The following is a 26952-nucleotide window of genomic DNA, read 5'->3' on the forward strand; positions in this document are numbered from 1 at the left end:
TAAGTATCATTAAGCAAACTTTAATGACGAACTTTCCAACTTTTACACCTATCTATAAAATACTAATTTGACACATTTTTTCTAAATGTTGGATTCATTTAATGGAATAAAGGGAAAATATATTAATAGGGGTAGGAAATCACAGACTGTCTTTAAGAACGCTTTAATTTTAAAAGGGGGGGATATTGATGAAAGTATCAAACAAAGTGTTTGTTGTCACTGGTGGAGGAGCTGGTATTGGACGGGATTTAGTTCTTACACTACTCTCTAGTGGGGCAAGTGTTGCTGCAGTGGATATTAACAAGATCGCTTTAGAGGAGACTTTGGAGCTATCAGGAGGAAATCAAGATAAGCTCTCCACACATGTTGTAGATATAACCGATAGACATGGCGTGGAATCATTACCTGAGGATGTAATTGCTTATCATGGAGCTGTGGATGCTATTATAAATAATGCTGGAATTATTCAGCCCTTTGTGAAAATAAATGACCTTGACTATGAAAAAATTAAGTTAGTCATGGATATCAACTTTTATGGTACTCTTTACATGACGAAAACCTTTCTTCCATATTTATTAAAAAGACCCTTTGCACACATCACAAATGTTTCAAGTATGGGTGGATTTCTTCCTGTACCGGGGCAATCAATTTATGGTGCATCAAAAGCCGCTGTAAAACTTTTTACTGAAGGCCTTCATTCAGAATTAAAAGATACTAACGTAAAAGTAACTATTGTTTTTCCAGGAGGGGTTGGGACAAACATATTGGAGAACTCAGGAGTAGATAACTTAAAAATAACAGATGAATCACAAAATCAAAAGTACAAAGTATTAACACCAAGAGAAGCGGCTGAAATCATAATAAATGGAATAGAAAAGGATAAATTTAGAGTTTTACCTGGGAAAGATTCTAAAATGATGGATTTATTCTATCGATTTAATCCTAAACGAGCAGCGAACGTGATAGCAAATAAATTGAATTTACAATAGACACTACAAATATCAGTACAAAACAAACATAATAACCCGTTCGGTTGAGAGGGAGAAGACGATAAAAACAATAGCTTTTGGAGATGCAATTAGCACGCTAATTAACATCTCCTTTTTATGTTGTCATATCAACGTTTAGGGGCAATACTTTGTGTTTTAACAGGCATTTTAGGACTCTTTTTAGCACAACAAATGACATGGGGTGAATAAATTTATGCATTGGTGTTATTTTGGGTGTTAAAACATACGTCAATAGGCAACCTAGCCATTCGATGAGGAGAAGAGATCAGCCTGGGCCATAAGGGTCCTCTATTATGGATTAGGAAATCAGGTTAAGCAACCAATCTGATAAATAAGCGGAGAAATTTCCCTTAATTAGCAAATAGCATGAAAAATAGCTTAAATAGTCGGAGAAATTCCGCCTATTGACTCGAAGCACTTGAAAAAAGGGGGAGTTTGATTTGCATAGCCGGAAAAACTCCGCTTATAAAGCCCGAAACGAGCTCAATTTTGAATTTAATCGGAATTTCTCCGCTTATTTTATTTCACTGGTGAGAATCTTAAGCAATAGGTCTACTGAAACAAGTTGATAAACTGCTGTGGAGTCTGGTCAATGGGTATTAAAGGTTAATATAAGAGAGAAAGCGCTGTTTTAACCAAATAAAAGAGCCGTGATTTCTGGTGTGAAATCAACGGCTTCTATATTGTTGTTTTCATTGTTAATTCGAGAGCTAATTTGCATTTTCTCCGCGTCATCCGAACGGGTTAATGTTAAAGAAACTGGTTTTATTCGTTCATGTTAAAAATTTGATACCTCAATCATCACATTTTTTAATATTTCAATAGATTCTATTGGATTCTCCATTATACTTAAGCTATGATCAGCATTACGAATAAGCTGTAGCGTGAAAAAATGGTTATGTTTTAGTTCATTGTATCTTTCATCAACGTAACATGGATCATTGTCTCCAATTATACAAAGGCTTTTCTTTGTGCTTTTCTTCATGGCTTCATATACATCATCTCTTTGGAGAAGGGGAGTTAGCCAAATTGTTTTATCAATAAGGTAGGTGTAGGAAGTTTCTTTCACTAAAGAAGCTAATGCAATGGTACCAATTGATTTTCCGATTATCGAAATAGATTTATATTCACTATTGTCTAACACCAAGTCTATTATTTGTTTAACATCATTTATAAAATATTCATCTTTAATAGCTTCTAACTCATTTCCACTAAAAGAATAGTTTATTTGAAGGATATCAAAACCCTTATTATAATAAATCCCACTTGTGTAAAACAACAATGGCCCTTGAGTTGAATATCCTGCTCCAGGCAAAATGATAGCAAGGCTATCGCTATCATGCTTTTGTTTCATAAGTTTGTATGGAATTGTCTTGTTGAGAGAACCCATAAACACCTTCTCCAGACTCATCAAAACACCGCCTTTTTAGATTTTAGTATACAGCAATTGGTAGAATGTTTGTAAAGATATATTTTCTTCATTCGTTTAAATTGTCATCTAATTAACATAAACTATGTTATGTTAACTAAAAACAGAAAACAGTTATGTATGCTATGTAATCGCAAAGTCATATCTGAAACTTCTCATATTTTCAATCGTAAGCATGTAGAGGAGTGCTGTCAGTGCAAGATTATACATTTGTTCTAGAATAACAGAAGAAAATGAAGCAGGTTAGAATCAATAAAAAAATGAATTGGAGGGATTAGATGCCTTTAAATGTTACATATGAAGAACAACATATTGGTTTTGTGGCTGGTGCTTATCCTGGGAAAAGTCATGTTTTTCTCATTGCCTTAACAAGCTTAACTGTTGAAGAAGCAGGTATAGATCAGCCACAAATGAAATCTTATTTAGCTAGAATATTTGAAGCTACTAATTTTTTTGGGAGAGTTAAAGAAGATGAGTTAAATGAAATTCTTAAAAGACTCCAAAAAGATAATTTTAAGGACTTAGACATACATGATGATGAAACTCTCTTGCGATTCATTTTTTTAAAAGCTGCTGCGGAAAGAGGCGGTTATGAAATCGAAATGTTATTTAATTGGGAGGAGTTAAGCCACAATGTAGAAGGCTTTCTTATTCTTGATATGGAAAAAGTCCTTTTCAAAAGAAATGCTGTTATTTTAGAAGAAAAAATTAGTTATTTTTCAGATGCAACGTTAGCAGAAGATAATGGATTACCAATATTCGCCATTATTAACGATTATCCTATTATTAAAACTGATGTGATGGGAGCCGGTGAGGGGTTACTCTTAGGAGCTAATTTATCAGATTTTGGAGGACGAAACCATTCCCATAAAACGACTTTATTGCTGAAGTCAGGGAACAGTGAACAAGAGTTTACCTTTCCACTCCATATGCATGTTAAACGAGGTATGCCTATTCAATTATACGTAAAAGAAAATCGCATTCATAAAATATTTTGTAATGAAACGATCTACCAATTGTAGCTCTATACCAAAGTAGTTTTCCATTTAAAAACTTGTTTGGTTTTTTTATTAATGCTCTTTTCTAAAAGATTGTTGCTTTTAGCTATTGAAATTAAATTTTGATAACAATTTTTGGTATAAAAGGTTTATAATAGTATTTAGTTATTATGAAATGCGTGTAATCCATATTTTATGTCGGTAAGGATGTAATATATTCTAAATGATAGGATGGGGATACTTTTGGCTATTAAACGAAATATGATTGGTACTATTATTTTATGGATCGGTATTATTTTCATGGTAATCTTATTTCTAATTGGTATTTATTCAGGAAATGCAGCTTCCCATTTTGGTATGGCATGGCCAGTTACACTTACGTGGTGGGGATATGGATTTGTCATTGGGATGCTTATCATTGGCTTTTCTGAAGTAATTGAACTATTAAATCGTATTTGGTTAGCTCAACCAAAGGGAGAATTAATGGAAAATCACCAAGTATTAGGAAGTAATAGTGAAAAAATAAATCCAAAGGACGTAATAATAGACAAATTGGGGGGCCATACAGCAAATAGAATTTATGAATTGTACGGGATGCAAGGGAAAGTAATTGAAGAAGTTATTATCACTCCTTATAAAAATAAAATGATTGTAAAAGCACGATTAGAAGGAGATGATCAATCAACCTACGATGTTGTGAATACAGCAGGGAATGATGCTATAAATTCACCACTAAATAAAGATCCAGAACTAGAGGCTTGGTTTAATAACCAAGATAAATAAGAATAAACACCCGAAACAACGGGTAAGGGCAATGAAGAGAAGCCGTTAGTCGTTGTTTTATTATTATTCTATTAAACAAACGCCCTTGATATAATAGCAAGATATTATATAGCAGTGACATACGAAGTGTGTGAACACAATATTATTTATGAAGGTATGAACGAATATAGTTTAGATTTTACTGCTGAGTTTGATAAGCAAATAAAGGAATATGCAAAACGGATCTCAATCCAATAGTAAACGGTTATGAATCAAATAGAAGAAATTTTGAAGAGTTAAGATTGAATAAAGAATATAAATATAAAGAATATGAATGTGGTTGTAATCTATAGTCTTTGCGCAAACGGGAAAGCTTATCTTAAACAAAGAAATTTGAAGTTTATTAATAGGATTTTTGATAAAATAAAAAATAAGATATTACTATTTCAAAAAGGAGGAGTTTAAAATGTTATGGGAAGAAGTTCGACAAACATACCCTAATAAATGGGTCGTAATTGAAGCAATTGAAGCTCACTCAGATAGTAATTATCGCATAGTAGATGATATAGCTGTAATAGATTCTTTTAACGACTCAATGGAGGCATTTCGTCGCCACAATGAATTACACAAGCAAAAGCCTAATCGTGAACTTTACTTCTTTCATACATCTAGAGAAGATCTAGATATACATGAGAAGAAATGGACAGGAATTAGAAAAATATGACTAAGATAAAAGAATTGTCAGAATTACCATTTATAGAGGCTTATGTAACTTTTCGAGGACAAAGCTTAAAATTAGAAAATGTTTTAATTGATACCGGATCTGCTGGAACAATTTTTAATGTCAATAAACTCGAAGCGATAGGGGTAAAACCAGAAGCAAACGATGTAACTCAAACGATTCAAGGAGTCGGTGGAATTGAGTTTGTCTATACTAAAAATATAGATTAAATCTCTATTAACGATGAAATAGAAATTCACAACTTCCAGGTTGAATTAGGGTCAATGGATTATGGTCTTGAGATTGATGGAATTATCGGCTATGATTTTATGAAGAAAGTAGGTCTTATTATTGACTTGCAACAATTTAACATATCTACAAAGTGAGTCCTCTTGTATAGGGATATTTTTATTATGTCGCTATTCAGGAAAATGATTGCGCAAATGAAAAATTAAGTTATGTGAAATGTTATACTTAAATTATAGGAAGTTTTAGTTATACAAAGTTTAGAGCATCTGATACTGTCATTGCTCTTGTTCATCAAACATGTGTCGTGAAGTGAAGATGAAACGAAAAAGTTTAAATCTGATGGAACCTACTACGCGGTGTAGTTGGTTCTTTTTAGATGGTATGCTTCCCATTACGAAAAGAAAAAGGTAACGTTAAGATCAACATATTTTTGGCTTGTACCAATAGCATCATCGTTATTTTTTACATTCCGTTAATCTCGCCCCAAAAAAAGTATTAAATATATAAAACTTTTTTAAAGCCTATCTCGTTATAGATATAGACTTATCGATAAGTACTATTTTTGTTAAGGGTGAAGGAAATTGATTAAGATTCATAGTTTATCAAAGAAATATAGAGATAATGTGGTACTTGATGATATCCATTTGACCATTGAAAATGGATTATTTGGTTTACTTGGTCCAAATGGAGCAGGAAAGACAACATTAATGAGAATATTGGCTACATTACTTCCTGCTAGTAGTGGTACAGTGGAGGTGGGTGACAATAGCCTAACAAAAAAACCAGATATTATTCGTAAACAATTAGGCTATTTACCTCAATACTTTCAAATTTATCCACAATTAACAGCAATAGAGTTTTTAGACTATGTGGGAGTAATGAAAGGGGTAAAGAAAAAAGAAGCTAGAGTTGATCAAATACACAAACTTCTCCAATCCGTAAATTTATCGGATGTGGCAAATAAAAAAGTAAAAACATTTTCAGGGGGGATGAAGCAGCGTCTTGGCATTGCTCAAGCTTTAATGGGGGATCCAAGCATCGTAATTATCGATGAACCGACAGCTGGCTTAGACCCAGAAGAACGTGTCCGTTTCAGAAATCTATTAAGTCGGATTAGTATTAATAGAATTGTTATTCTTTCTACGCATATTGTTGCAGATATTGAATCGAGCTGTGATCAGCTTGCTGTTCTTCATAAAGGAAAATTAAAACTAACCGGGGATGTAGATACTTTACGTAAACAAGCGGAAGGAAAAGTCTGGTTATTTGAAACTGATGAAAAGACCTTGCTACGTTTAGATGAAAGGAAGATTATTTCCTCCAAGCGAAGTGGATCGAACATCCAACTGAAACTAGTCAGTGATGAAAAACCAGCTCCTGACGCAACTTCTGTTGAACCTTCATTAGAGGACGGATACATTGCGTTGATTGGAGGATCGCACAATGTATAAATGGAAAAAGCAGTTCAACTTGGAGACGAAGATCCTGTTTCAAAATAAATTTTTTCTAGTTTTACCATTGCTTTTTGCTGTATGGATGGGATTCACTTTATATCAAACACCTTACTTTAAGCCGGACCACATTATTGTGAATACCAATGATTTTCATAAACTCGGCCATACGATGACATTAGGAATTGCTATGTTAATAGGAATTTTGATGATTCGTAGAGATATTCAATCACCAACCTTTGAGTGGATTCATTCATGGCCAAGGTCGAATGGAATGGCGATCATCACTAAGTTCTTAGCTGGGTTCCTATATTTATCTACCTTTACAGTGATGATGAGTATTGTTTATGTAGGTATCGCGTCCAATGTATACGGTCTATCTTTTCAACAATATGCAGCTTATTTTTTTCATGACATTCTTATGTATCAATGGTCCTATGGTGTTACATTAGCATTAGCCATGTTTTTAGCAGTGACGATTAGTCATCGCATTGTTTATTTAATTGGATTTTGTGCATGGATGTTCGGAACTTATTTTATCGACATCTTCATCATTTCAAGGTTAAATTTACCGTTTTTGACAACCTTCCATTTAAATCAATATACGTTAGATACGATGTTGAACAATGAAGTGTGGGGAATTCACATTTTTCAGAAAGAAATATGGACTTCCCGTTTATTTGTTGCAAGTTTCGCAGTCATGCTATTAACTGTTATGATCATGCTGCTTAACTTAAAGCGGGCGACAATGCATAAAACAAGAAGTATTATTCTAGGAATGATGAGTATCGTCCTTGTAGGCTTACTCTTTGTCCCATACGGTATGTACTGGGCTGATAAATTTAGTACATATCAAGTAGTTGAAGCTGATGCTTTTGTTCCTGATGACAACTATTGGAACAGTGGGGAATCAAGCTATCAGGAAATACCAATTGATTCGTATGATATTCATGTTTTGAGGGAAGATGATGATACATTACAGGTTGAAGCTACACTGACAATTTCACAAGATGGAATGCCTCAAGGAGAGGAACTATTTTTCCGGCTTAACCCTTTACTCCATTTACAAGAAGTATCTATAAACGGAGAGAAGATTTCTTATGAAAGGGAAGGAAGCTTAATTACTCTTTCTGTGATGAGTGATGAGATCGTTGGTACGGATAACTCCTTACACAACATTCGATTTCAATATGAAGGAAAAATAGATATGTGGGCTGCTCCAACAAACCAACAGGATAACATCTTCAGCTTTGTAAATGGAGATTATGTTTATTTAAACGGGGCGATAGGCTGGTATCCGATCCCAGGTAATATGCCGCTATTTATTCTCAACTTTGGTAATGATGTAAGACCGTATAATAGTACGTTTAGCTATTCATATCAACAGTCATTATCACAGTATGCTGAGTTTCAGTTAACATTATCTAATTTTACAAATAACGTGTATGCAACCATTGAAGCGGTAGATAGAAACGAAAGGGAACAAGTGTTTTACAGCAAAAATACTCCAGGGGTTACTCTTGTTGGAGGAAATTTAGTAGAAAAAGAAGGAGAGGGGCAATTATCAGCAGTTGTCAATCCATTTAGTAAACAAGATGCCTACCAAATTATAGAGGATATATCTATCGCAACAAATTTCGTAGAAAATTACTTCGCCATAGATAATGTATTAAAGGCGCCTGTATTAATACTTCCTAATGACGGCTTAGGTTTTTGGCAATATGAAGCACAATATATCGACGAAACGTATATGATACCAGCCTTTCGGATGTATCAATATTATCGTGATGACCAAAGCCATCCTCATAGTTACCGTCTTATGAGGGATGTCATCTACAATTCTTTATTTAAAGAATTTGCACCTTTTAAAGGGACAACGTTTAGTAGAGAGTCTTATGCTTCCATTTTAGAAAATGGACTATTCTATTTGTTTCTAGTTGACGAATTAAATTTAACTCATGATGAATTCAGAGAAGCGATGTATCATGTCAATACTAGTTACCATTTTTATATGGACGATGAAGATTTCTATTTTAGTGATTCGTTTTATGAAGGGATGTCACATGAAGAGGTCGAGGAGTATCAAGAAGGAGAACGTAGGAATAAAGAAGCGGGTAGACTTTTAATTGAGACGTTGGAAGCTGGAAAAATAGATAAAGTGAGAGAGTTTTTAGTAGAGTTATACGAAAACTACGTGATTCCGCAAAAAGGAATGGAAGAATACTATCCGATCATCACTCCTGAAGAATGGGAAATGGAGTGGAATCAGGTGATGGCGGATGAGTAGCATTCTGCAAGATTGGAAAAATATGAAAGGTGCCTGGTTGTCTGTATTGGTTGTCTTTTATCTTCTTTTTCTCTTATCGTTTCTATTTTCGTCAGAACCGCGTGATTTGTTTTACTTAAATGAAATGTTTATGCTTCCTCTCGTAGTTATTTGTACGATTGTATTTTTTCAAAGAGAATTTGGTGGTTATTTCTCTGAGATTTATGGGACTTTTCCAGTATCGATACCACTCATGATGCTTAGAAAGATAGTACAATTATTCGTATTGATCTTTATCCTTCATTTCTTTTGGACTGTTGTTTATAGTTGGAGATTTGGTGGAATGGAAACCGTTCTTTATTCCTATCAAGGGAAGGAAGCTGTTTATCAGGAAGTTACATCTATACAGCTTTTTCTCCAAGCTCTTCCGACGTATTTCGTCATGGCTGGGGCTACGATACTTGGCCTCGTGTTGACGAAAAAGGTGTACGGAGGATTAGGAGTAGGATTTGCCTTATGGATGTTTGAAGTCATTTCTGTAGGGAGCATTACTGGAAAGTGGGCGTTATTCACGATATTTCTTTCGCAAAATGATTCTTTTGCAGTCAACCGTATTGCACATATAGTTGTATTTTTATTATTATTTACCATTAGTATATTTTGGGCTAATCGAAGGTCCCTATGGGTTATTCATGATGAGTATCACTAAGGGGAAGGAAGGGGGAACGCTTATGGTAACGGATGAGGAATTAATTCAATCATATAAACAAGGAAACATGGGAGCATTTGAAGCATTTGTACATCGTTATCATAGTTCTCTCCTTGGTTTTTTGTTAAGAACGGTAAAAGACCCAACGAAAGCGGAGGATTTTACACAAGAAACGTTTATTCGATTAATGAAGCAAGTAAAAAGAGATGAAGTGCCAAAACAAATAAAGCCGTGGATGTACCGAGTTGCACTAAATCTATGCCGTGATTATTGGCGAAGCAGTCGATATCGATCAGAACGATACGATTTAGAAAGTATTCCAGATCTTACGGATACAAATTCATCTGTTGTAGAAATTTATGAAAAACTAGAAGATCGTAAACAGATTATTGCAGCGTTAGAACAACTATCTGAAGATCAACGGCACATTATTATCTTACGGTTTTATCAGGAGCTAAAACTACAGGAGATTGCGGAAGCATTAGAAATGCCACTAAGTACAGTGAAAACGAATTTATATAAAGGGTTAAAAATGCTAAAGAGCTTATTAAGTAAAGGGAAGGAGGGGGCTATCTATGAAGGAAAATTCTGATTGGAGTGAAGAAGAGCTTGATCTACTTGAAGAGGAGATGAGGGATGCTCTATCTTTATATCAAGTGAAGGAAGCTACCTCTAAGGAAACAAAGGATTTAATTTCTTTCTTACAACTTGAGGAAAGTGAATTGGAAAATGAATCAGTTGTCCCAATTGAACCTTTTACTAATCCTATGTCTAGCATTTCATTATGGAAGCAATTTGTTATTCAGTTCACATCCACAAAATGGCCAATTTGGTTAAGTAGCTTTGTTTTTATCGGCATGCTGACATTATTAGTAAGGCCAGTTAGTCGAATAACGTATCATTACGATCAACCATTTATTGTTTTGTTTCCGCTACTCATCTTTGTTGGGATTTTATATACGTATAAAACGTGGAATAGAGAAATGCGACTTGTAGAAATGGTAACTCCATTTCCACCTGTTTTGCTTTTATTTTGCCGTATGTTTTCAATATTAATGATTAATATTGTTTTAGCGTTAGGTGCTTCCTTGTATCTATTTTTTACCATACAAGAGTTTATGTTGTTTTCTTTTATATTGAGTTGGCTTGCTCCTACTATTTTCCTTATTGGGCTACTAGCCTATCTCGTCTTTTGGAAGGGGTTCTTGTTCGGATTAATTATTTCTTCTGGAATCTGGTTTGCCATGATCGTCCAAACGCAGATGTTCATAAGAAGCGTGCTTTTTATTGACTTGTATTATATTATTCACTTTTCATTTTTACTAATAGGGATATTATTCCTATTCATTAGTTACAAGAAGGGGTACTCAGATAAAAAAATTTTAACGTATTAAGGTAGAGGAGACGGCTATATGATTCATATGCAGCGTGTTACGAAATTGAAGCAAGGGTTTTCTTTAAATATTCAGGACCTTCAAATTCAACGTGGAATTACTCTCCTTGTAGGGAAGAATGGAGCTGGGAAATCCACCTTGCTCCATCTCCTTGCTACTGCTTCTCAACCTAGTTCAGGTAAAATTACATATGGTGGAAAAACAACAGCTGATATAGCACAAATACGTCGGGAAATCGGTTTTCTTCCAAGTGCAATAGAGCTTTATGAAGTTATGACAATGGAGAAATTTCTTTATTATATGGGTGAATTAAAAGGGATTAATAAGAATGATTGTAAAAGGGAAGTAGAGGAACTATTATATTGCCTTCATCTTCAAGGTATGCACAAAATAAAATTGAAGAATCTTTCCGAAGGTGTTAAACAACGAACGGCTATTGCACAAGCGTTACTAGGTTCGCCTTTTTTCCTTTTCTTAGATGAACCTTTAACAGCTCTTGATATTCAAGAGAAAAAATCTGTAATTAAATATATTGGTCAACATTATGCTCAAAAACGATTAGCAGTCATTGTTACCCATGAATTAAACGAATGGGAAGTCATCTGTGACAACTTAATTCTATTACATGATGGAGAAATTGTTTACAGTGGAAATCCGACACAATGGAAGTATGACACAAACTACTATGTGTGGGAAGGTATCTTAACTCATGAAGAAGGGGAGCATCTTGAACGACAGGTGAATGTTATTAACAGAAAGAAGGAAAAGGATCATGTTAAGTACCGAATCATCTCCAAAACTCCTCCAAACCCTTCCTTTCAACAACAGCAACCAACTCTTGAAGACGCTTATTTTATTAAAAAAATGTCTTTAGGTTTGAGTAATGATTAGTGGTAAAAATTACCTATTGGAATAGTTTAATATGGAAACCATAAGTGAGTTATTGGAAAACTATCAGATGATATGAAGAGAGTAATAGAAGATAGAAACTCATTATAAGGGAGTAATATATTATAATTATGCTATAACATAAATTTAAAATGTACGATCAAGGAGAAACTGTTGACAATTGTTTTTTTCTAACAACATAATTTTAGAAAACCTATGGTTAAATTAACGTTTGAAGAAAATTAAAAAGAGCAGCTAAAGCATAGTTCTACCCTGAAAATAAGTGTTAGTTCAGGTGTGAATGCGGTGACTCCAGCAGGAAAAGCAACTGGTGAAGACCCGACAATTCGGCACTTTAGTGCGAAGTTTGGAGGCTGAGGCGTTGCCCGCAGAAAGCGTCCGCAAGTAACGGATGAACCAACATGATGAGTATTTTCATCCTCCATGGTCAAAGTGCTTACTTGAATGGGAGGTCTACCTTATTAATTGAATACACGAAAAGAAAGGAGAGGAAATCTATGTTTTTAATTGAAATAGCGATTAGGTTGTTTATTTTGTTTAGTTTATTATTTATATCACACTTCGTTTTATTACTAATTTCACAGTTCTTAAAAGTAAAGGCAAACAACGGTTCTGAATCATCCCCTTATTTTTACCTTACTGCCAGTATTTGTTCTATGATTGTCTATATTGCTATTCCTGATTTTTATCCAACCTTCATATCAATGATTGGTATATCTTGTTTTCTTGTTTTTATTATCTTATTAATAAAAAATATATTAAAAAGAAATTCAAATAGAATTCGTAAATAGGTTAGCAACCTCTTAGTTAAATGATAAACATCATGACAGAACCAATGATAGTAAGTGCTATAAAATGATAGCCTACACTAATGAAATACAAAGATAAAGGCTTTTTACTATTTGTTCCAAGACCAAAAATAAAGTCTTTCGCATAGGCGAGAGCAATGATAACCCCGATTACTGCTCCTACTATCATACCATCTAATACTGATTCAGCTTGAGAAAATTGAATTGCACCGTACAATAAAATGGTTGTTAATACAGTCACTAATGATAAGAGACCATAATTAGGATGCTCAGGTTTTATATTTAAAATTTGTACCCATTTATTCCCGAAGAGTAAAGGGGAATAGTATAACATACCAAGTGCCATATATAATAGAACTCCTACTACGATTGCTAAAATCATGATATTCCTACCTACTTTCTTTTCAGATTAGATTTTTTCTATTTAACATTCGTCATTATAACACCATTTTTCATTGTTGTAATCACCCAATAATAAACGATAGCCTTAAAATCATTAACCTTCTTACTCTATTTAACCAAGCTCTTCGATTGACTAGGTTAAATAGATTTATTACAAAAGTTAATGCACTTCCAAATTTGTAATAAAAGAATATGTTAAACATTCTTATATATTGAATTTATGTAGACGAAATGATAAATTGTTTATATAATTACAAACGTAAATAGGGGGTTGTTTATAATGAGTGATGATGAACTGTTTTGGAATGCATCTATTGAAGAACTTACGAATGGCTATATTTATTTAGAGGAGAAAGAAGAATATATTTGTCTCATATGCAACGAAAGGTTCGAAAGTGGCGTTATATATGAAATAGAAAGTAGGTTATTAGAAGCAAAGAAAGCGATTCAATTACATATAACTGATTCTCATGATTCTATGTTCCACAATTTAATTAGTATGGATAAAAAATATACTGGTCTATCAGAAAACCAAAAAGAGCTCCTCCAATATTTTTATAAAGGCTTATCTGATAAAGAAATAGTAAAAGAACAAATGGGTGGAAGTACATCAACAATTCGAAATCACAGATTTAAGTTTAAAGAAAAGGAGAAGCAAGCAAAAATATTTTTATCGTTAATGAATATAGTTAAAAATTCGAAAGAAAAAAGTCTGGATGAACTTGTACCATTTCATAAGGGGGCTACGATGGTGGACGAACGTTATGCGACAACAATAGAAGAAAAAGAAAAAGTTTTGGCTACGTACTTTGAGGAAGGATTAAATGGACCTCTTCATATTTTTCCTAGTAAAGAGAAGCGAAAAATTATTGTGTTACAGCATATTTTAACAAGATTCGAAAGTAATAAAATGTATTCAGAAAAAGAAGTAAATACGATTTTAAAATCTATTTACAGTGACTACGCAACAATTAGAAGATATTTTATTGAGTACGGTTTTATGGACAGAAGTAAGGATTGCTCGACATATTGGATAAAAAACTAAAGCAGAGGAGGTTTTAGCACATGAATGAGGCATATGGAGTTGGTTGGTTCACCCTATCTCTTATAAATGCTGGGATTGCTCAAGGGAAAAACAGAAGCGGATTAAATTGGTTTTTACTATCATTATTCCTTGGTCCGTTTGCTACCTTTTGTCTCGTTATTTGTGATAAGCTCCCGTCTTCTAATTAATACCATTAATAATTTCCTAATACTGATCATTTCCCTGGCAAGCGCATAAACTTACATAATAGTATAAAATTAGCATAACTTTGTCTAAAAAAACTGATTATGTTCTTATGTTAAATTGTTTATAAGGGGGGGGGATTACCTTGATTATTTTACGAGGAAAGGTTGTTAGCGGGTTCGGGAATTTCTCTTATTGGATAGAAAAACTTCAAAAATATTATAGAAAAAAGACTGAAATGTCGTTGTATCCAGGTACTTTAAACATAGAGTTGGATAAACCATATGATTTACCTACAAATTGTATTCGTCTAGAAAAAGTGGAATATGGTGGTACAGTTTCTGTAAGTATTCAGCCATGTACCATATTAAATCGTCCTGCATTTATTCTTCGTACGGATAAGAACGCTTCAGGAAAAGGGGATCATCCACGGACAATTATTGAAGTTGCGACGGATGTGCGATTAAGAGATGTATATAACTTGATGGACGGAGATATAGTTGAAGTAACAATTAACAATTAATATTCTTGCTATAAGGATGTGTTAAAAGGTGAAACATGCCTTAATTGTTGGAGGTACGGGTATGTTATCAGATGTTTCACTGTCGTTAGTGGAAGAGGGCTATCACGTATCGATAGTTGCACGAAATTCATCTCGTATGAATCAATTAATAAAAGCTTCGAATAACGGATCGCGTATCACACCTGTATTTGTAGATTATAGGAATAGTGATGAGCTTAGAAAAAATGTGAAAGATGTTCTTCAAAAAAATGGTCCAGTTGAAATTATAATCACTTGGATTCATTCAGTAGCAAAAAATGCCCTAGATATTATCATGAAAGAGGCTAGTAATCAAAACAAGAAGTGTTATTTGTATCATATTGTAGGTAGTAGTACAGATTTAAAAGCATTGAATAATAAAGTAGCAGTCCCAAACAATTGTTCTTACCATCATATAAAGTTGGGGTTTAGTATTGAAAACAAACGTTCCCGATGGCTAACCCAAGAGGAAATATCCAATGGCGTAATAGAAGCTATTCATTCAAACAAATGTTCTCATATTGTTGGTGTAATTGAACCTTGGGACAAACGGCCATAATGACCTTTTGTCCGTCGAGAAAATATCCATATTCTTCTATAGTTTATTTGTATAGTCCCTTTGCGGGAGAGGAGATCTTTTTATGTTTGCGATTGTTCTAAACTAATCCGAACTGGATATGATCTGAAAGGAGTGGTCATGGGATTATAGAGGAAATCATTTTTAGAAAGTAATTTACTTAATGACAAATAAATACTTACCAAGTATTTACCTTTCTTTCGTTTCGACTTTATCTAGATATCGATGTAGTTTAAAACTGTTGTATAATTAAGGGTAAGTACTTTGAAATGGAGGTTAAATAAGAATATGAGGAAACTTGATAGATACGAAGCAGAGTTAATTAAAAGTATTATTCTTGATGGAGAATCAGTTATAGAGCTAGACGGCAAAAAATATCATTTAAGTTTAATCGAAAAACCAGAAACTACAGTAAAAGAAGATGTTTATGCTGATCCAGTGTTAAAACAAAAATTACTCCAAGCAAAGAAAGATATAGTAGATGGTAAAGTTTATTCAACCGAAGATGTATTAGAGATGATTGAACAAGGTGAAATATAGATGAATATTGTATGGACTAATCAAGCATTAAAAGGATTTCGCAACATTCAAAGTCAGCATTTCACACTACAGGAGACTAAAGAATATAAGAAAAATTTAGTGAAAAATATCGTAGAAAAGGTTTCTCTTTTAGGTACAAGTATCCCAGTAAATAAACTAGAATGGGAAGGAAGTTATAAAATAATTAGTGATAAATACATTATTTACTATTCGTTGTCAGATGATCGAACAACATGTTATATAGAATATTTTAAGCACTCTAGACAAAAGCGTTAGCTAGGAATGATATTAATGTAATTGTAAATATCATTCCTAGCTTATTTTTGTATTGCTTATTGTGCCAACGGGTGGAGTTAGTGGAAAAGGCTGCTGCCGTTGTATCGCTATGGAGGGATTCCTGCAATACGAACTTCAAATACTTGTAATTTCTCATCGATTTTCTATAAATAACGAAATTGTTTTATTTGTATTTTTCTCCTCACGAACTGAGTTACTTAACACTTAACACGGTAGTAGATACCTTTTAGTTCACATAAAAAATATTATGTAAACAAAAATATATCGTTTACGTTCTAATGTAGACAGGGGTTCCTATTGGTATTATTCTTGAAAGTTCTTCCACATCATGATTATACATTCGAATACATCCTTTAGAAACATTCTTACCAATAGAAGAAGGATCATTTGTACCATGTATACCGTAATGCTTTTTTGACAAACTCATCCACATCGTACCATATGGTCCACCAGGATTAGGAGCTTTGTTAATAATAATATAATCGCCAATTGGCGTTTCGTGTAGCATTCTTCCTACTGCGACAGGATATATTTTTTGTACAACGTCAACGTGCTTTAAGGTTAAATTTTTCTCTGTAATATTTACATCTATTGAATAGGCTTGTGATTCAACAAGTGGAAATCCTGGGATTTTTATCTTCTGGCCAACAATGATCATATTTGGATCAATACTAGGATTGGCACCAATAATTGAGGGAAGGGGAGTACGATAATCTTCAGAAATGGAGTACAATGTTTCTCCTGGTTTTACAGTGTGTAGCATGATTTACCTCCAATATGTGTTTATGATGGTATTAGACTATTCATGCATGAAGGCAGTGGTACTCATTTAGTTCCACAACAGTTTATATTGGATTAATTTAGCAATAAGAATATCGTATTTAGTCTACATATTTTTTTTGTTTCCTCACACTATATAAGTACACAATTGAAAGGAGGAATTACCAATGGCAAACAATAATCAACTCGTAGTACCTGGAGTACAACAAGCTCTAGATCAAATGAAGTATGAGATTGCACAGGAATTCGGAGTTCAATTGGGTGCAGATGCAACAGCTCGTGCTAACGGATCTGTAGGAGGAGAAATTACGAAGCGCTTAGTACAACAAGCTGAGCAACAATTTGGTCATACTCAACAGTAATTTCTATCACACCTCCAGTAAAAATTAAAAATCATGGCTTGAAGGAGCATGGAATATTCCATGCTCCTTATTTAAGTGACAATTATAGAATAGGGAAGCACAAAAGATGATTATTCATCATCTACATCATTCTTTCGTTCATCCATTTTTTTCACAGCATCTTTTAATTCCGTATTCGTTAGATGGGTATAGATCATTGTTGTTTGGACCGACGTATGGCCTAATTGGCGACGCAGCTTTGGAATATCGTTATTTTCCATTTGATACCTAGTTGCAAAAGAGTGACGTAATTTGTGAACGGATAAAGCTGGTTTACCAAATGCTTTTGCATATTTTTCAACAAGCTTTTCTACCGAACGAGCAGTAAGTCTCCGTGTTGTTCCTTTAGGACCCATCGGTGCAGCAACAAACAGTGGACGGAAATTTTTATCTAATTCATATCGACTGGAACGAATTCTTATATACTCCTGCAAATCAATCATTGCTTGCTCACTAAAATATACAAATTGCTCTTTATTTCCTTTACGGATTACTCGTGCAGTGAACTTTTGAAAATCAATATCATCAACATCTAGACCAACTATCTCTGATAAACGCAAACCGGACCCGAGAATGAGAGAGATAATAGCCGTATCCCGTTCACAATTTCTTTGATGAAAATTAAATAGTTTTTTATTATCCTTATTTATTTCTCCATAATCATGAGCTACGAATTGACGAAAAAGCTCATACTCATCACCACGGAGAATTTTGCCTTCCATACGGTTCGCAATCGTTTCTTGATCTTCTTTCACATTGTTTAGCTCTATTTTAGCCATTACATTTCGATTTAAATAAGGTTCTAATTCCTGCGTTTCTGCAATGTTTTGTAGGTAGTGGAAGAGGGACTTTAAAGCTGATAATTTACGGTTAATTGTTAAATCTGAATTTTGTAGCTTAAATTCAAGAAAAGAGAGGAAGTCCTCGACTTGCTGCCGAGTAAGCTTTTCAAGAATATGTAAAGGGATGTCTTTACGATTTCCATTATAGAAGCCTTCAGCTAAAATCCAATCAAAAAAGATGATGTAATCGTGACAATAATTGAGTAGTGATGCTGGTGACAGCATACGTTTTCGTTTATCTATGTATTCAACAACATACCAAGGGAGGCCAGCAGATTTTTCTTCAATACGTTCCATAAACCGACGTTTTGTTTCTTGGTCCAATTTACATCAACTCCTTACGTCTATTTTACATTATGGACTTTAATTCGTCAAAATGATATTTTACGTAATAATGTTTATGTTTAAATTCATACCTCTTCTAAAGTCTACCTGTATATATTTAATGATTTTCTTTCTTATTTAGCTAATCCTTTTTACTCTTATATATTATAAACAGTTTTATAACGGCTTTATTTTTATTAAATGCCCACATTTAATATTGCGTTAAACTGTTTGGTTCATTTATCTTTATTACACACTCAATTAATTGAGTATTTGTCAAAACGGTTCTAGAATTATATTTACAGTTATTAAATGTCTTTATTGTTAATTTACTTCCTATCAATGCTTTAATAGCACCTATAATGTAATGAATACAAATGTTATGATTTTCTCTGGATAGTAATAATACAAAACCTCCTTACAATTAAAAACTTTGTTAAACACTAACTATTTTTATTCACTTATTCACTACAACGATATAATAATTACAACCTCCTCTTCCCTCTCATTAATCAACATGTGATTTTTTCACATTTGAATTGAATTTATTATAAGATAACTACTAGCCGTTTATAACATTAACTCGTACATTCTACATTCATGTACCCGTTTAAAGTTCCCTTTCACTTCCTCTATGTTACTGCCAACATAATGGGCAAATCCCAAAACTGGATGAAGCCCTTCTATTTCTGATTTCAGCGCGATCTTTGTTTCATCTACTCCTTCCATAAAGACATGATAATAAGAATCCTTTTTCTTGAAATGGTGTGCTTCATACCATTTATTCACCCAATCATCATCTCTAGTCCATGCTTCCATTCGTTTAATTCCATGTTTCTTAAGGATTTGTTTTGCCTCAGATAAAAGCGCTGTTGCTACCCCTTTTCTTTGGTGATCAGGGTGAACAGCAATATGCCAGATCATGCCACTAGGAATCGTATTGTGACTACATACGGTTTTAGGATCCTGTTCGTATTCAATATCCAGTAAACCAATAATCTCTTTTCCTTCGACTGCTACTAACTCAATAGATGGGTTTTCATATGTTTCCTTCTCACGTAGTACGTTATCAAAATATGCTGTATCAAGAAAGGATAACAATCGACATCGAACCCAACCTTTTTCATCTTGCTGATTATATCCCCTAATATTCACTAAGTTCCCCCCCATATATGGTCCCTCTATAATAATTTTTCAATTGCTTTTGTTAATTCGTAAGGTCCCGATTCTTTATTTGACGGTATTACTAATATGACATCGTTATGTGGATAGAAGGAAGAATGAAAACTAACACCAGGATCGTATCCCATAACATGATATTTATAAATACTTCCATTTCTTTTGGAAATCCAAATTCCGTAACCATAAAACTCATTGTCTTCAACTTTAACATGTGGTGTTAAGAGTAATTCCGTCATGTTTTTATTTAGCAATTTGTATGACATTAACTTATCCCACAATTTACCCATATCTCCAACAGTTATAAAAGCCCCACCATCAGAGCCACCTTTAATAGGAATTGAGTACACATTTGTTTTCCAGATCCCATTTTCTTCGTCGTCTATGTAACCATAAGCCGTATTCCTTGGTAATTGATCTAAAGAAAAATAACCAGAATTCTTCATTCCACATGGATGAAAGATATTCTCTTCTACATATTTTATAAACGGCATACCTGAATTCTCTTCAATTATTAACCCTAGGAGAATGTAGCCAGCGTTATTATAATGAAATCTTTCACCTGGATCAAACATCATTTTTCCATCCTGAAACATAGGAAGAAAGTCTTGTAAATTATTTATAAGATACATCGGATTTTCTTTCCAAAGATCTGCAAAATCATTCATTACTGATTCATCAAAATAATCCGGTACCCCAGAAGAATGTGTCAACAAATGATGAACAGTTATATCTGTATGAAAATGCGGAAAATGTATAGCTAAACAGTCTTTTAACTTTGAACTAAAGCTTAAAAGTCCCTTTTCAACTAACTGACAAATAGCAATAGCAGTAAATATTTTACACCCAGATGCGATTCCAAATCGGGTAGAAACATTATTTTGCAATTCATCTACTCTGTTTGCATACCCATAGGCCGACTGCATGACTAAAACCTGTTTTCTTTTAACTAAAACAACCCCTGAAAAATTTCTGTCTTTACAAAGCATATTTATATTTCGTTGAAAGGCAAGTTTATTTTTTACCATGTAGTTCAGCTCCGTTTTGATTTGAATGGTAAAACTCAGATTAATGAATACAACTTACTTATTAATCATACCAGGCTTTTTTAGGCCTAGATAATGGGAAACCAAATGTATTACGATATTTTTTTCTTTCGTCTGTAAAGTGAAACCATTGTTTATCACTATTAGGGTTGTTCGCATAGTGAATAACACAGCGCAATTGATCCTCTACGCAAGTATCAGTCCAATAGCCAAGGGTCTCTTCCAATCTATCGAACAACGCTGCACCGTCTTCCTTTTTTATATCCTCCAAAGTACATATCTTTAGGTGATACACTAGATTTTCTGCTAACTTATGCCCAATAGAAGGAATTGTTTGAAAAACTGCTAAACCTCTTAACATTTTTGCATTATTATCAGATATACCTAAAATATTTGTTAATGTATCTATCTCTAAGGTGTGAATATCACTTAATTTTACCTTAGCCTGTCTCAATAAGCCTTTTTCCGTTTTCGTTAAAGGTAATGATGGCGTTTTCAAATTATCACTGCCTTTTTATTATGATATATATTTTTATGTACTAAAACAGATTCTTTTCTCAAATTCTACCATAAAATGCAACTTTATATAGTCCCATTTATTAAAAACGTATAAAATGGCTGCTATGTGTGAGCTGAAAAAGGATGGAGAGTTCACTCTCCATCCTTTTGTTTATCATTTTCATATTCAAGAATATCACCTGGCTGACATTCCAAAGCTTTGCATATAGCCTCTAAAGTTGATATTCTAATTGCTTTTGCTTTCCCATTCTTTAATATAGATAAATTAGCCATTGTAATTCCAACTCTTTCGGATAGTTCTGTTACACTCATTTTTCTTTTTGCTAACATTACATCAATATTAATAATGATTGCCATTACATTCACCTCAGACCGTTAAATCATTTTCTGTCTTTATATTAATAGCACTTTTTAATAATTTTTGAAGCACCGCTGCAAAAACTGCAATAACAATGGAAGCAAAAATAATAACTAATCCTAGAAGTAATATGCCCGGGTTCCCCGCATTTTGAGAAATAAGAATGAAAATGCCTATCACATACAATAAACTGATCGTTATTGAACAGTATTTTATAATTCCTAAAGATTTAACAGATAACTCCGAGAAAGCTTGGTTCATGTCAATGTAGTTTAATAACCTAAATCCCTTATACATAGCGAAGAAAAACGGAATGGCTGTCATATATATTCCGATTAAAAGCGGGTATTTTAAATAGAGAAACTCTGGATACATCTCAGCCAAAATGTTCGCTTGCATAGGTAACCAAAAAGCACATAATAGTAGTACAATTATGCCTATGAAGAAAATTGTTATCTTTAAAAAGAGTGTCGTCCCTTGTTTACTAATTTGACGTAAATCTTCTTTCATATAAAACACCTCACTTGTTATTTGTTGATTTAATGATAATTCATAATTTATTGTTTTACAATAAAATTATATTGAAATTTGATAATAAATTATTTCATATCAATTTATCGCTTAAGGATTTACTATATAAAATAAAAAAACGTATTTTGATTTTCAATATCATGAAATCAAATACGTTTTTTGAATGAATACCTTATTTAACAACTCTTAATATCAAATTAGAATAAACATGATGTCAAAACAGTAATTATTAATAAGTCCACTATTTATGTACTTACTATTTTCCTGACGAAACTACCTTTTCTTCGTAGTTACATGCTAATTTAAATACAATTAATCGTTCCCCTGTACTTGTACTTAAATCTGTATGAAAGGAGATAACTTTTTCTCCTGTTATTTTATAGATCATTTCTCTAAGGACATCAACACCAGTTTCTACTAGATCAGACCGTGTTTTTTTTACAGTCCCCTTCCCTTCTTTTGACTTACACAACTCATACTCTGCTGGAGTAAGGACACCCTGAAGTGTAACAATAATCATATCCCGTAATATATCTGTCTTCACGGATACAGATCCTCTTCCTAAATAGTCCTTTTCCCATTGTGTTAATGCTTTACTAATTTCTGCTTCAATTGCTCCTTTGGTTATCTTCACAAATAGCCCACCTTTATAGAAAATCGGCATATTTCCCCTTACACGGATGAGAAATATGCCGATAGCCTGTATGTTATCATCATAAATCTTTGCTGTTCTTGTAAAAGGATGTCTCAAAAATTTTATCTATTAATGATTCTTCTGTCAATAGTGAAAAAAGTGCTTTTATCCATTATTTCTATATGCTTCCTTACCGAACAGATTAGAAGCTACTGACGTTTCTTTAAGTTTAGGTACAGTGACTAGTTTAGCTAGAATAATGGATAATATGGCAAAAAGAGCAGCGATAATAAAGGCTTGCGTAAATGGTATGACATTAAGAACAAATGGACCAACAAATGCTGAAATACCATACGCTTGATACATTAATCCATAATTTCCTCCCATATTTTTCGTACCAAACAAGTCTGCTGTAACAGATGGAAATAACGCCAGGAAACCACCGAAACAAAAACCGATTAGGGAAACACTAAGTAGGAACATTGGATAATTCATCGTTGCAAAGCCCATATAAAGTAAAATTAATGCTGTAAAGCCATAGCTTAATATTAAAGTATTAATTCTTCCAAGTTTATCTGAAATATTACCAAGAACGATACGCCCTGCAGCGTTAAAAATGGCTATAACTAATACTGCGTTTGCAGCCCTCTCAAATGTTAAATTTGCTACTTCCACACCAATATCAACTGCATAACTAATTACCATTAATCCTGCCATGCTTCCAAATAAAAACATGAACCATAGTAAGTAAAATTGATACGTTCCTAACATCTCTTTAGAAGTAAAATGTTTACTAGATTGCATTATCCCAGAGGTTTTTTCTCCAATTTGGTTCTCGTTTGCCTTTGGAGGATTACTTAACAATTGTGCTCCAGCAACAACAAACACGATATAAATTAAACCTATATAGAAAAAAGAAGATGATACCCCAACATTTTCAATAAACATTCTTATAATTGGTTGGAAAAGTAATCCACCTAATCCGAATCCAGCAACAGCAACACCACTGATGAAGCCTCTTTTTTCAGGAAACCACTTCACACAAGCCGACAACGGGCATACATATGTCATCCCAATTCCTATCCCACCGATAACACCGTAATAGATATATAATTCAGAAATTGTGGTAGCTTGACTTGATAGCATTACCCCTATACCTAAGAAAACACCACCAGCTGTTGCAACCCAACGTGGCCCTATTTTATCTTGTAATCTACCTGCAAATATAGTCACAAAAGCAAATACCGCAATCGTAATGGAAAAGGTTATAACAACCTCTTCTCTTCCCCATCCAAACTGATCGATTAAAGGTTGATTAAACATACTCCATGCATATACTGCACCTAAGTTTAATTGAATGATTAAAGCTCCTAGTACAACTAACCAGCGTTTCATAGAACGTACCTCCTAGAAATTATTGCATAAAAAAAGACCAACGAAGATGAGAAGCATCTACGTTGGTCTCTTGTGTACTCACAATTATGTGTTTACCAAAGCAACCAATAAGTATTTAAAAGTATCAATTTTATCATTTCAATTTTTGCTCTATCATGATTTCTCCTGCCCTTGTTAACTAAGTAACATTGACATAAGCTATCAAAGCAATTCTATTTCAGTCTTTTTTGTAATTATACGGTTGATAGGAAGGAATGTCAACAAAATTAACATTCAGCAATTTTCTATTTTCCAAGATACTTTTCGTTATCCTTTTCAAACCATTCTTCCGCTAGCATACTGTACACGGTGTGATCCACAAAATGATCATATAACCATTCTGCTTGACGGATCCTACCTTCTTGTACAAATCCAAGCCTTTCAGGAATACTTCTGCTTTTTTTATTTTCAACAGCAGCCCGGATATCTACTCGATTGAGATGTAATCCAAAAAAAGCATGAATTATTAAGGTTCTTGTTACTTTTGTAATAATGCCCTTACCTTGATAGTCTTCTCCTAGCCAATAACCAATATAAGCAATTCGATTTGACCAATCAATCTCATTATATCCAGCCACTCCAACTATGTTCCCATCATATATAACTACGTGATTCATCATTTTCTTTTTCATATACCCTTTCATGGAAAAAAGAATAAAATCCTTCGTATGTTCTAACTCTGTATTTGTATCTAACCAAGGCAACCATTTTCGTAAGTAACTTCTAGAACGATCTGTTAAATCAAAAAGCTCCTCTGCATCCTGCAATTCAATAGACCTAATGGAAAGCATGTCGTCAATTTTCTGTAAAAACATACCATCACCTCAAAGTGTTAATTTCTTTTTATGTATAATATCATATTTATATAGATAAATAGTTAAATTCTTATTATATTAGATTAGAAGAATTAGAACAGGTTAGAAAGGTGGAGGAAGAAGTTATGCTTTCAAATTTATGTGTCTTTTGTGGATCAAGTTTTGGAAATAATTTAATGTATACGAATGAAGCGATTAAACTAGGAAGTTTATTACCTAGTAGAAATATACGGTTAATTTATGGAGGCGGAAATCACGGATTAATGGGGGAATTAGCAAGAGCATCCATGAATAATAATGGAGAGGTCATTGGAATAATACCGCAAAAATTACACGAAACAGCTGAGCATACAAAATTAACAGAGTTAGTAGTCGTTAATTCCATGCATGATAGGAAAGCAAAAATGTATGAAATGTCCGATGGGTTTATTGCTCTTCCTGGAGGCATTGGAACACTTGAGGAATTAACAGAATGCCTAACATGGAAGCAGATAGGGTATCATCAGAAGCCTATTGGCATATTAAACATTAATGGTTTTTATGACAAGTTAAAAGCTCTTTTTCAATTTCAAATCGATGAAGGATTTCTTAGTCAAGAATTAATTGATACATTAATTGTTTCAGAGGGTTCATATGATTTATTAGATAAAATGGAACAAAATAAAGTATACACAACAAAGAAAATGGAACTTCAATAGGGATATTAAAGGAAAAAAATTAACGACTAATACAAAATAGGATGTACACAATTAGTACATCCTATTGCATTAGTTCCTTAAACCTCATTTATGTACAGATACTCTCATCCGTTTTCATTTTAGGTTAACCGATTCTCTCTTCATTATTATCCATTTCTACTATTGCACGTTTACTTAAAACTTCAGAAATAGAATTATTTTTAATTAAATAATGAAAATGTTCCATTGGCATAGTCCCATGACCTTTTCCATTTTCTAATGAAAATTGGATACTTCTTTCATTTACACGCAAGATTGTTAATGTATTCGAAGAAAAAAAATTCTTTTTTGATTCCTTACTAATAGAATAAATTAACCCTTGTTCCATTTTCATTATTCAACCCCTTTTTCGAATATATACGAAAAGTATTCCCAATGATCTTTTTATTATTAATAGATAGTAAAATTTATACCAATGCAACTTGGTCCATCCTGGTGCACTAACTACTTGCATTGGAAGTCTTCAAATTAAACATTCGTTTAAAAAATTGACGAAATGCTTAAACGAATGATTAAATAATAATCATTAGGAATGCTGCACTTATTCATCCATTTTTTCTCGGACATAACAAATTTGTTTCATACATAAACTAACCGAGAAAAAGGAGTTGATCAATCATGAGTAGAGCAAGGAAGCAAAAAGCAAGGGATAAAAATAAAAGTAAATTACCACAAACACCGAGAAAAGACATTGCAACAGACGATAGTGATTTAGAAGTAGCAAAAGAGGTTGATGAACTGTATGAACTTAAAGCTAGACAAGGCTATTCCCCAACTAAGGTAATTCGAAAAGAAGAGTAATGGATATAAGAAAAGTGTAAGGCGTTCCAATTCCGACTAAGTACCGCCTACGTCCTGTAGGCAAGATCGTAATGTCGACACTCTGCCTCCTAGACACCTTCAATGCAAGGATTTTAATCCTTTTCTTTTAAAAACGTATGAGCCTTCTATTCTCTACCTTGAAGGCTCATGATATACAATGATAATTTATAATTTAGTGAAAGGAGTAATAATATGGACATATCAGAAGAAGCTACTATTTTTCTTAGAGAATTACTAA

34 protein-coding genes are annotated in these 26952 nt (G+C 33.4%); 21 read left to right on the forward strand and 13 right to left on the reverse strand.

Annotated features, from left to right (window positions below; all coding sequences use genetic code 11):
- Window positions 1-188: 188 nt before the first annotated feature.
- Complete coding sequence (locus tag QA612_RS12915) at window positions 189-989, forward strand: SDR family NAD(P)-dependent oxidoreductase (protein ID WP_278284228.1); 801 nt, start codon at window positions 189-191, stop codon at window positions 987-989.
- Window positions 990-1788: 799 nt separating this feature from the next.
- Here the strand turns inward: QA612_RS12915 and QA612_RS12920 are convergent.
- Entirely contained in the window at window positions 1789-2421 is a 633-nt protein-coding gene (locus tag QA612_RS12920; protein ID WP_278284229.1) for an alpha/beta hydrolase, read from the reverse strand.
- Between the two features lie 296 nt (window positions 2422-2717).
- Between QA612_RS12920 and QA612_RS12925 the strand changes: the two genes are divergently transcribed.
- The 11 genes from QA612_RS12925 to QA612_RS12975 all read left to right on the forward strand — a co-directional run bounded on the left by QA612_RS12925 (window position 2718) and on the right by QA612_RS12975 (window position 12689).
- Window positions 2718-3461, forward strand: a complete 744-nt coding sequence (locus tag QA612_RS12925; protein WP_278284230.1) for a hypothetical protein — start codon at window positions 2718-2720, stop codon at window positions 3459-3461.
- 219 nt (window positions 3462-3680) lie between these two features.
- Window positions 3681-4220: a hypothetical protein gene (locus tag QA612_RS12930; protein ID WP_278284231.1), complete on the forward strand. Its 540-nt coding sequence runs from the start codon at window positions 3681-3683 to the stop codon at window positions 4218-4220.
- Between the two features lie 445 nt (window positions 4221-4665).
- Window positions 4666-4923 (forward strand): hypothetical protein, encoded by a 258-nt coding sequence (locus QA612_RS12935; RefSeq protein WP_278284232.1) that lies wholly within the window; start codon window positions 4666-4668, stop codon window positions 4921-4923.
- Complete coding sequence (locus QA612_RS12940; RefSeq protein ID WP_278284233.1) at window positions 4920-5150, forward strand: pepsin/retropepsin-like aspartic protease family protein; 231 nt, start codon at window positions 4920-4922, stop codon at window positions 5148-5150. Before QA612_RS12935 ends, QA612_RS12940 begins: the two co-directional genes overlap by 4 nt.
- A gap of 600 nt (window positions 5151-5750) precedes the next feature.
- Window positions 5751-6620 (forward strand): ABC transporter ATP-binding protein, encoded by an 870-nt coding sequence (locus QA612_RS12945; RefSeq protein WP_278284234.1) that lies wholly within the window; start codon window positions 5751-5753, stop codon window positions 6618-6620.
- Complete coding sequence (locus QA612_RS12950) at window positions 6613-8907, forward strand: hypothetical protein (RefSeq protein WP_278284235.1); 2295 nt, start codon at window positions 6613-6615, stop codon at window positions 8905-8907. The genes QA612_RS12945 and QA612_RS12950 overlap by 8 nt, the downstream gene beginning before the upstream one ends.
- Complete coding sequence (locus tag QA612_RS12955) at window positions 8900-9595, forward strand: hypothetical protein (RefSeq protein ID WP_278284236.1); 696 nt, start codon at window positions 8900-8902, stop codon at window positions 9593-9595. The genes QA612_RS12950 and QA612_RS12955 overlap by 8 nt, the downstream gene beginning before the upstream one ends.
- 22 nt (window positions 9596-9617) lie before the next feature.
- Window positions 9618-10187 (forward strand): RNA polymerase sigma factor, encoded by a 570-nt coding sequence (locus tag QA612_RS12960; protein ID WP_278284237.1) that lies wholly within the window; start codon window positions 9618-9620, stop codon window positions 10185-10187.
- The gene (locus QA612_RS12965) at window positions 10171-10989 is read left to right on the forward strand and encodes a hypothetical protein (RefSeq protein ID WP_278284238.1); all 819 of its coding nucleotides are present in this window, start codon (window positions 10171-10173) and stop codon (window positions 10987-10989) included. Before QA612_RS12960 ends, QA612_RS12965 begins: the two co-directional genes overlap by 17 nt.
- Before the next feature lie 18 nt (window positions 10990-11007).
- The gene (locus QA612_RS12970) at window positions 11008-11880 is read left to right on the forward strand and encodes an ABC transporter ATP-binding protein (protein WP_278284239.1); all 873 of its coding nucleotides are present in this window, start codon (window positions 11008-11010) and stop codon (window positions 11878-11880) included.
- A gap of 515 nt (window positions 11881-12395) precedes the next feature.
- Window positions 12396-12689 (forward strand): hypothetical protein, encoded by a 294-nt coding sequence (locus QA612_RS12975; RefSeq protein ID WP_278284240.1) that lies wholly within the window; start codon window positions 12396-12398, stop codon window positions 12687-12689.
- A gap of 16 nt (window positions 12690-12705) precedes the next feature.
- Here the strand turns inward: QA612_RS12975 and QA612_RS12980 are convergent, their stop codons facing one another.
- Entirely contained in the window at window positions 12706-13089 is a 384-nt protein-coding gene (locus QA612_RS12980) for a DUF1761 domain-containing protein (protein ID WP_278284241.1), read from the reverse strand.
- A 300-nt stretch (window positions 13090-13389) separates the two neighbouring features.
- Between QA612_RS12980 and QA612_RS12985 the strand changes: the two genes are divergently transcribed.
- The 6 genes from QA612_RS12985 (at window position 13390) to QA612_RS13010 (ending at window position 16271) form a co-directional block, all read left to right on the forward strand.
- Window positions 13390-14154 (forward strand): DUF2087 domain-containing protein, encoded by a 765-nt coding sequence (locus tag QA612_RS12985; protein WP_278284242.1) that lies wholly within the window; start codon window positions 13390-13392, stop codon window positions 14152-14154.
- A 20-nt stretch (window positions 14155-14174) separates the two neighbouring features.
- Window positions 14175-14342 (forward strand): hypothetical protein, encoded by a 168-nt coding sequence (locus tag QA612_RS12990; protein ID WP_278284243.1) that lies wholly within the window; start codon window positions 14175-14177, stop codon window positions 14340-14342.
- A 140-nt stretch (window positions 14343-14482) separates the two neighbouring features.
- Entirely contained in the window at window positions 14483-14860 is a 378-nt protein-coding gene (locus QA612_RS12995) for a DUF120 domain-containing protein (RefSeq protein WP_278284244.1), read from the forward strand.
- Between the two features lie 28 nt (window positions 14861-14888).
- Window positions 14889-15437, forward strand: a complete 549-nt coding sequence (locus QA612_RS13000) for a short-chain dehydrogenase (protein ID WP_278284245.1) — start codon at window positions 14889-14891, stop codon at window positions 15435-15437.
- Between the two features lie 306 nt (window positions 15438-15743).
- Window positions 15744-15995: a hypothetical protein gene (locus QA612_RS13005; RefSeq protein ID WP_278284246.1), complete on the forward strand. Its 252-nt coding sequence runs from the start codon at window positions 15744-15746 to the stop codon at window positions 15993-15995.
- The gene (locus tag QA612_RS13010; RefSeq protein ID WP_278284247.1) at window positions 15996-16271 is read left to right on the forward strand and encodes a type II toxin-antitoxin system RelE/ParE family toxin; all 276 of its coding nucleotides are present in this window, start codon (window positions 15996-15998) and stop codon (window positions 16269-16271) included.
- A gap of 289 nt (window positions 16272-16560) precedes the next feature.
- Here the strand turns inward: QA612_RS13010 and QA612_RS13015 are convergent, their stop codons facing one another.
- Entirely contained in the window at window positions 16561-17055 is a 495-nt protein-coding gene (locus QA612_RS13015; protein WP_278284248.1) for a L,D-transpeptidase family protein, read from the reverse strand.
- Between the two features lie 184 nt (window positions 17056-17239).
- On the opposite strand from QA612_RS13015, the gene QA612_RS13020 reads away from it, so the two are divergent.
- Window positions 17240-17434 carry an alpha/beta-type small acid-soluble spore protein gene (locus QA612_RS13020; protein ID WP_278284249.1) on the forward strand — a complete coding sequence of 65 codons (195 nt, stop codon included), beginning with the start codon at window positions 17240-17242 and terminating at the stop codon, window positions 17432-17434.
- A 110-nt stretch (window positions 17435-17544) separates the two neighbouring features.
- Here the strand turns inward: QA612_RS13020 and xerS are convergent, their stop codons facing one another.
- From xerS to QA612_RS13065, 9 genes are all read right to left on the reverse strand, one after another.
- The gene (xerS, locus tag QA612_RS13025; RefSeq protein WP_278284250.1) at window positions 17545-18639 is read right to left on the reverse strand and encodes a tyrosine recombinase XerS; all 1095 of its coding nucleotides are present in this window, start codon (window positions 18637-18639) and stop codon (window positions 17545-17547) included.
- 570 nt (window positions 18640-19209) lie between these two features.
- Complete coding sequence (locus QA612_RS13030; protein WP_481804440.1) at window positions 19210-19809, reverse strand: GNAT family N-acetyltransferase; 600 nt, start codon at window positions 19807-19809, stop codon at window positions 19210-19212.
- 11 nt (window positions 19810-19820) lie between these two features.
- Window positions 19821-20846, reverse strand: coding sequence for a serine hydrolase domain-containing protein (locus QA612_RS13035; protein WP_278284252.1), 1026 nt, complete (start codon window positions 20844-20846; stop codon window positions 19821-19823).
- Between the two features lie 61 nt (window positions 20847-20907).
- Window positions 20908-21363 carry a helix-hairpin-helix domain-containing protein gene (locus tag QA612_RS13040; protein WP_278284253.1) on the reverse strand — a complete coding sequence of 152 codons (456 nt, stop codon included), beginning with the start codon at window positions 21361-21363 and terminating at the stop codon, window positions 20908-20910.
- 152 nt (window positions 21364-21515) lie between these two features.
- On the reverse strand, window positions 21516-21740 hold the full coding sequence (locus QA612_RS13045; protein ID WP_278284254.1) for a helix-turn-helix domain-containing protein: 225 nt from the start codon (window positions 21738-21740) through the stop codon (window positions 21516-21518).
- 10 nt (window positions 21741-21750) lie between these two features.
- A complete protein-coding gene (locus tag QA612_RS13050; RefSeq protein WP_278284255.1) occupies window positions 21751-22251 on the reverse strand; it encodes a DUF2975 domain-containing protein in 501 nt (166 codons plus the stop codon).
- Window positions 22252-22528: 277 nt separating this feature from the next.
- Window positions 22529-22906 (reverse strand): Na-translocating system protein MpsC family protein, encoded by a 378-nt coding sequence (locus tag QA612_RS13055; RefSeq protein ID WP_278284256.1) that lies wholly within the window; start codon window positions 22904-22906, stop codon window positions 22529-22531.
- 165 nt (window positions 22907-23071) lie between these two features.
- Entirely contained in the window at window positions 23072-24301 is a 1230-nt protein-coding gene (locus QA612_RS13060; protein WP_278284257.1) for an L-lactate MFS transporter, read from the reverse strand.
- Window positions 24302-24585: 284 nt separating this feature from the next.
- Window positions 24586-25155 carry a GNAT family N-acetyltransferase gene (locus tag QA612_RS13065; RefSeq protein WP_278284258.1) on the reverse strand — a complete coding sequence of 190 codons (570 nt, stop codon included), beginning with the start codon at window positions 25153-25155 and terminating at the stop codon, window positions 24586-24588.
- A 125-nt stretch (window positions 25156-25280) separates the two neighbouring features.
- On the opposite strand from QA612_RS13065, the gene QA612_RS13070 reads away from it, so the two are divergent.
- Window positions 25281-25853 carry an LOG family protein gene (locus QA612_RS13070; RefSeq protein ID WP_278284259.1) on the forward strand — a complete coding sequence of 191 codons (573 nt, stop codon included), beginning with the start codon at window positions 25281-25283 and terminating at the stop codon, window positions 25851-25853.
- Between the two features lie 124 nt (window positions 25854-25977).
- Here the strand turns inward: QA612_RS13070 and QA612_RS13075 are convergent, their stop codons facing one another.
- A complete protein-coding gene (locus tag QA612_RS13075) occupies window positions 25978-26226 on the reverse strand; it encodes a hypothetical protein (protein WP_278284260.1) in 249 nt (82 codons plus the stop codon).
- Window positions 26227-26510: 284 nt separating this feature from the next.
- Between QA612_RS13075 and QA612_RS13080 the strand changes: the two genes are divergently transcribed.
- Window positions 26511-26693 (forward strand): YfhD family protein, encoded by a 183-nt coding sequence (locus QA612_RS13080; protein ID WP_278284261.1) that lies wholly within the window; start codon window positions 26511-26513, stop codon window positions 26691-26693.
- The last annotated feature ends 259 nt before the right edge of the window (window positions 26694-26952 follow it).

Origin of the sequence: Evansella sp. AB-P1 (assembly GCF_029688925.1) — a bacterium.
Classification (GTDB): Bacteria; Bacillota; Bacilli; order Bacillales; family Salisediminibacteriaceae; genus Evansella.